Source organism: Candidatus Desulfolinea nitratireducens (genome assembly GCF_982879505.1).
The window spans coordinates 1,713-6,876 of the sequence record NZ_CEYOSI010000190.1; the positions used below are offsets into that span (position 1 = coordinate 1,713).

The 5,164-nt window shown below is 49.3% G+C and carries 6 protein-coding genes; 5 read left to right on the forward strand and 1 reads right to left on the reverse strand.

What is annotated here, in order from left to right; translation table 11 throughout:
* The first annotated feature begins 98 nt into the window (after nt 1-98).
* From AC3DOM_RS14080 to AC3DOM_RS14100, 5 genes are all read left to right on the forward strand, one after another.
* Nucleotides 99-803 carry a 4Fe-4S double cluster binding domain-containing protein gene (locus AC3DOM_RS14080; protein WP_487919678.1) on the forward strand — a complete coding sequence of 235 codons (705 nt, stop codon included), beginning with the start codon at nt 99-101 and terminating at the stop codon, nt 801-803.
* 20 nt (nt 804-823) lie between these two features.
* Nucleotides 824-1,495 carry a hypothetical protein gene (locus AC3DOM_RS14085; RefSeq protein ID WP_487919679.1) on the forward strand — a complete coding sequence of 224 codons (672 nt, stop codon included), beginning with the start codon at nt 824-826 and terminating at the stop codon, nt 1,493-1,495.
* 68 nt (nt 1,496-1,563) lie between these two features.
* Complete coding sequence (locus AC3DOM_RS14090; RefSeq protein WP_487919680.1) at nt 1,564-2,028, forward strand: VOC family protein; 465 nt, start codon at nt 1,564-1,566, stop codon at nt 2,026-2,028.
* 16 nt (nt 2,029-2,044) lie between these two features.
* Nucleotides 2,045-3,097 (forward strand): saccharopine dehydrogenase family protein, encoded by a 1,053-nt coding sequence (locus AC3DOM_RS14095; protein ID WP_487919681.1) that lies wholly within the window; start codon nt 2,045-2,047, stop codon nt 3,095-3,097.
* A 17-nt stretch (nt 3,098-3,114) separates the two neighbouring features.
* Entirely contained in the window at nt 3,115-3,756 is a 642-nt protein-coding gene (locus AC3DOM_RS14100) for a YbhB/YbcL family Raf kinase inhibitor-like protein (RefSeq protein WP_487919682.1), read from the forward strand.
* A gap of 63 nt (nt 3,757-3,819) precedes the next feature.
* On the opposite strand, the gene AC3DOM_RS14105 is transcribed toward AC3DOM_RS14100, so the two are convergent.
* The coding region (locus tag AC3DOM_RS14105) for a class I SAM-dependent RNA methyltransferase (RefSeq protein ID WP_487919683.1) at nt 3,820-5,164 on the reverse strand (1,345 nt) is incomplete at its 5' end.

A 5,164-nucleotide genomic window follows, 5' to 3' on the forward strand; every position in this document is an offset into this window, starting at 1 on the left:
ATATGTTTCCCAGGCTCGCGCCAATATCAGGATGGTCGATATTCTTGCTGGATGAATTTCTTTAAAATAAGTAAACCAAGCTAATATTGAGGAAAATAATGGCACCCGATAAAAATATTGAGGGATTAGCTGAAAATTGGGGAGCAGATTTCTTTGGTGTGGCAGAGCTTTCTCCTGCCCGTGATGCAATCCTTGAACAGGGTGGGGCAGTGATTGCGGAATATCCGCGTGCGATTTCGATTGGCATCGCTCTTTTAGACACCATTGTAGATCAACTGCCCCAACGAGCGGAGCGGGCTGTAGCGATTAATTATCAACATCATGGTTATGATCTGATCAACCAGCGGCTCGACCTGATTAGCTCAAGATTGAGTAGCGTAATCCAAAGCGATGGCTATAAAGCCTTGCCAGTCCCAGCCTCGAAGACGATAGATGACGAGAAGCTGGTTGCGGCCTTCTCACATAAGATGGGAGCCCATCTGGCCGGATTGGGATGGATTGGCAAGAACTGTCTCCTGATTACGCCAGAGAGAGGCCCCCGAGTTCGGTGGGCAACGATACTGACGGATGCGCCGTTGAAAGTGACAGGGGAATCAATGGAAGATGGTTGTGGCGATTGTCAGAAATGCGTCGAGATTTGCCCGATCAACGCCTTCACAGGGCAACCTTTTCGGGAAAAAGAAGCTCGGGAGGCTCGCTTTGATGCTGGCAAATGTGATCGCTATTTAACCAGGCTGGAAGAGCAGAATCATGTGGGTGTGTGTGGACTGTGTTTGTATATTTGTCCCTACGGAAGGCAGTAGAAATAACAGGCTGGCCTAATATGACAACAATATTTCAAAGAAATGAAATTCCAATTGCCTATTCAATGATAGAGACTGCAAGAAGGATTCGACCTCGCAGGGATGGGAGGCACCCATTTGAGCAGTACTTTCTATTTTGGACGGCATTCAATAATATTTACACAACCATTGCCCATCGTGAAGGCTGTTGGACTCAGATAAAAGAAAACAAGGATGGCTCTATTGCTACAATTGCAAATGGAAATGTAAATATTCCTGAAGTGGAAATCGTCAGTGAAAGAGAGCAGATTCGTTTTGCCCTCCAGGAATTTGACGATAATTTGAAAGATACCCTAATTCTTCATGAAGGGACTAAATATTTTCTTGGTCGAACCCCCTTCTTTCAAGGGAAAAAGATAGAATTTGATTCCTTCGGCCAAAGAGTTAATGGCGTGATCAATATCAATTACACCACTGATAGCCAATATCCGGTTTGGAGTCCGGTCGATTTTCAGTTTTATAAGGCGTATTTAAAAAACCCTGAGAACGAAGAAAATAGAAATTTTTTAGCAGGCCAAATTATCGATTTGCTTTATACAATTAGAAAAAACTTTATGCATGGCAGCAAAAAATTTGATGATGCAAATGATATTAAAGTTGTCGAAAATGCTTTGCCCATGCTTCAATTAATCGTAGCCTCTTTTACACAATGAAAAATGAACTCAAAAATCGGAATTGAATTTAGTTTCCTGGAAAAACACTTACATTAAAGGATGTCAAGATGTCAATAAAATTCGTGCATACCAACCTGATCGCAAAAGATTGGAAGCGACTCTCAGCCTTCTATCAGGAAGTTTTCGAGTGCGTGCCCGCTCCGCCAGAACGTGATCATTCTGGTGAGTGGCTCGACAGGGTGACCGGGCTCAAAGCCTCACATATCCGCGGGATCCACCTTCGTCTTCCGGGCTGCGGAGAGGCTGGTCCAACCCTCGAAATCTTTTCCTATAATTCCATGCCCGAACACCCCTCTGTCCAGCCAAATACACCGGGCTTTTCCCATGTCGCCTTTATCGTCGACGATGTTGGGGCAACAGCGCAGGAGATCTTGAATCATGGCGGCTCTGCGATAGGTGAGCTTGCAATCCGTGATCTTCCCGGCGTGGGGTTACTGACTTTTCAATATCTTGCCGATCCCGAAGGAAATATCGTCGAAATCCAAAACTGGAAGAAACCCGACAATCGATAGCGTTATCAGGAGCAATATGAGTAAATTTCTTATCTACGGATCGTATGGATATACAGGATCGCTGATCGCCAAGCAGGCCCTTGAGCGCGGGCATCAACCTCTGCTGGCCGGACGAAATGAGAAAAAGCTGGCGGCACAAGCTGCGACCCTGGGTTTGCCCTCACTCGCCTTTGATCTTTCCGAAACCGAAAAACTGGATTCCGCACTCCGCGACGTGGACGTGGTGCTGCACTGCGCCGGTCCATTTGGGTATACCTACAAAGCCATGACCGAGGCCTGCCTGCGCACCGGCACCCACTACCTTGATATTGGCGGGGGCACGCCAGAGCTGGAAGCCGTCGCTGCGTTGGATGCAGATTCCAAATCTGCCGGGATCATGATGATGCCCGGCGCAGGTTTCGATGTGGTCCCCTCCGATTGTTTGCTCTTATATCTCAAAGAAAAACACCCCTCCGCCACACATCTCCAGCTCTCGATTCGGGGTGTCGGTGGCGGCGTATCGCGCGGCACGGCTCGTTCTGGTATCGAAAATATGGACCGTCAGGGTACCATCCGCAAAAATGGCAGGATGACTCAGGTTCCGGCTGCATGGAAGATCCGCGAAGTCGATTTTGGGCGGGGTCCGGTCAAGGTCACCTCGGTGGGTTGGGGTGATGTTGCGACGGCTTTTTACAGCACGGGAGTCCCTAATATCGAAACTTATATGTATTTTCCCGCTATCGCCCGCAAGCTGATGCGTGCCAGCGCTTCTCTTGGCTGGCTGCTTTATAATCGTCCTGCCAAAAATATCATCAAGGCCCTGATCGGCTTAATGCCACCCGGCCCCTCTGCCAAAAAGAACGCCAATGGTTTCAGCCTGCTAATTGGCGAAGCTTATGATGAGAGCGGAGAGCATATCCGCGCCAAGCTGCGCACCCCGGAAGCCTATTATTTTACCGCTCAAACCAGCGTCGCCATCATTGAGCGTGTGCTGGCGGACGATTTCAAGGTCGGCTTTCAGACACCTTCCATGGCTTATGGCCCAGATTTTGTGCTGGGATTTGATAGTGTAGAACGCGAGGATTTATAATTGAAAAGGAGTTACTCATGCGACGATCAATATTGGTCATTCTACTTCTTATGCTTGGATTAGCCTCTTGTGGAGGCGCGCCAACCTCTGACCCACAGCCTGCCCCCTCACCGACAGATCTGCCTCAGCCCCCGACCGGAGTCCCACCAACTGATAGTCCCGTCGAGGAAGAGATGATTGAAGAGGAGCCTGCCATGCCCTTTGAATTGACCAGTCCTGCATTTATGCATGAGGCAGATATCCCCGTTAAGTTCTCCTGTGATGGAGATGATATTTCGCCGCCGCTTGCCTGGAGTGAGCCACCCGTGGGAACAGAAAGTCTTGCCCTTATCATGGATGACCCGGATGCGCCTGTTGGTACCTGGGATCATTGGATTCTTTTCAATATCCCCGCAGATAAAGGCGAACTTGAAGAAAATCTTCCTGTTACCGGGAAAAATCAGGATCCCGGATCAATATTTGTTGGCAACAACTCCTGGAACCGTTCTGATTATGGCGGTCCTTGCCCTCCCGGAGGTACGCATCGTTACTTTTTTAAATTATATGCACTGGATACCACACTCAGCTTTCTTCCCGGTGTGAAAAAGGATGATTTGCTGAATGCCATGGAAGGACATATTTTGGCTGAAACCCATTTAATGGGCACCTTCACCCGGTAATTCTTTTCAAAGGAACTTGTCTTTTTGGATTATGAATATCGCCCCGCTCAACTCTTAAAGACTCTACTCTTTTTTAAATATAGAAATACTGTCAATCTGCGCCGTTTGCGGGGCGACATCGAATGGCGTGACCTCGTCCAGGCGGTAGCCGCCCTTGATCAGGCGTGCAGCATCCCTTGCGAGGGTGGACGGGTCACGTGAGACGTAGGCCAGCGTGGCTGCGCCGAGGTGCAGAATCCCGTCGAGGGTATGCCGACCAAGCCCACCCATGGGCGGATCGGCGAGCAGAATATCAGGGGTAAAGTCAAGGCTGGGGAGGGCATCTTTTGCCTGGGCCTGGTAGAGTTCCACATTCTCAAACTCATCTAGATTGATCCCGAAATCTTCACAGGCGGCGGGAGACTCTTCGATGCAAACGAGGCGTCCAACCTTGGGAGCAAGAAAGGCGCTAAAGGAGCCTATCCCGCTAAAAAGCTCTATCAGGGTGGAATCGGAAGTGAGAGGGAGGGTATTAAGCAGGTGCGTGATCATTTTCTCGGCTACGCGAGTGTTGGGATGCGAAAAAGAGGCCGCGGAGACTCGCAGCGGACGGTTGTGGAGCGTGATGACGAGGTGATCATCTCCACCCATCACGATGGCATCGCCTGCGGTGAGGTGTACGACGGAAAGATCAGTTTCGAGGGTCATTTCAGGGGTTTCAGGATTATCCGAATGGATAATTAGCATCAGATTGTTGGCGGCATCCTGACGGAGGGAGATAGTTTCAAAGAGATCGTTTTCACCAAATTCAAGTTCTGTCCAAAAGTCGTTGACCGTAGACTCAGGGAGGTGGCATTCGGTGATTGAGAGGATATTGGGGAATGAAATTCCCTGTTTTCGTCTGTCTGTCAGTTGAAAATCCATCTGGTTTCGATAATGCCAGATTTCTGGTGATGGGATAATCTCATTTACCGGGGGATTCTTGACCTTGCCGATACGGATGAGCTGGTCGCGGAGAATCTCTTCCTTGGCACGGAGTTGGGATTCGTAGGGGATATGTTGATAAGCGCAATGCCCACATCCACCAAAGTGCGGACATTTTGGTGGAATGCGCTCTGGTGAGTCTTCGAGAACTTCAAGCAGTCTTGCTCGGGCGAAACCACGTTTCTGGAATGTCAATCTGATTCGAACGCGTTCACCGGGCAGAGCAAAGGGGACAAATACAGCACGGCCAAATTTCCCGCCTTCGGAGGCTGGCAGCCGCCCCATCGCCTCGCCACCATAAATGAATTTTTCAAGAGTAATTTCGTAGGTTTCGTCTGTCATTAGAAAGCCGTAGGGGTGACCGGCCGGTCGCCCCTGCGGGGTTATTTTATTTTCTCTTTCCAAAGCCTGGATAATACCTCTTCCAACCGCTCTGCCAATAAAG

Bases quoted from the DNA above. Each gene is read 5' to 3' on its own strand.
- AC3DOM_RS14080 (WP_487919678.1), top strand. From the start codon at position 99: ATGGCACCCGATAAAAATATTGAGGGATTAGCTGAAAATTGGGGAGCA.
- AC3DOM_RS14090 (WP_487919680.1), top strand. From the start codon at position 1,564: ATGTCAATAAAATTCGTGCATACCAACCTGATCGCAAAAGATTGGAAG.
- AC3DOM_RS14100 (WP_487919682.1), top strand. From the start codon at position 3,115: ATGCGACGATCAATATTGGTCATTCTACTTCTTATGCTTGGATTAGCC.
- AC3DOM_RS14095 (WP_487919681.1), top strand. From the start codon at position 2,045: ATGAGTAAATTTCTTATCTACGGATCGTATGGATATACAGGATCGCTG.
- AC3DOM_RS14085 (WP_487919679.1), top strand. From the start codon at position 824: ATGACAACAATATTTCAAAGAAATGAAATTCCAATTGCCTATTCAATG.